Consider the following 685-nt stretch of genomic DNA (forward strand, 5'->3'; position numbering starts at 1 on the left):
TTAGCAAAAGCGGCTAATGTGTCAGTGGATTCGGTAAAAAGCTTTATAGCAGACCTGGGTCATCCATTATGGCAAATTGATGACACTGTTCAATTCAGAGATGAACCAACCGAGAAGTGGTTCCAAGATAGTTATATTGCCACGCCAGATAAAATATATAGTTTTGTAAATTTAATAAAACCTTTATCTAAAGAATTCTCATATGTTTCAGAGTCACTTCCCTTATTGCTACTAAAATCTGAGCAGCTAGACGAATTGGTGGAGTTGGCATTATCTGATAGTTTCTTACCGTCAATCAGTGTCTTCGATAATAAGCAAGTGAAGGTACAGAGATTACAATATGCTTTCAAAGCTGCGTTGAAAAACAATAAAATATTTGAAGCAATTAAATTGGCTCTAATTGCTGGTGAGGAAATTGCTGGAAATGACCGTCAAATCGATATTTTAGCTAACAACATAGATCTTGCCTCTTTATTTGTATCTTCAAATAGGAAGCAAGAGTTGGCACACAGGAAAGAAATGAGAGGTAACTGGGATGGATCTGAAACGATCTTCTCAGCTTCACTACTGTCCACTGTAGCTGGTTTTAGTGGTGAGGCCTATAGTTATTATAGGTCAGCCATACATTGGCTTAATCGTTACTTTGAAAGGCGTGATGAAGCAAAAGAACATGAAGATAGATTCA

Annotated in this window: 1 protein-coding gene; it reads left to right on the forward strand. The window is 37.1% G+C overall.

Annotated features, from left to right (window positions below; all coding sequences use genetic code 11):
• A partial coding sequence (locus PG892_RS22465; RefSeq protein ID WP_270825934.1) for a hypothetical protein occupies positions 1-685 on the forward strand: 685 nt, incomplete at both ends.

This window comes from Aeromonas sp. QDB68, assembly GCF_027707405.1.
GTDB lineage: Bacteria > Pseudomonadota > Gammaproteobacteria > Enterobacterales > Aeromonadaceae > Aeromonas > Aeromonas caviae.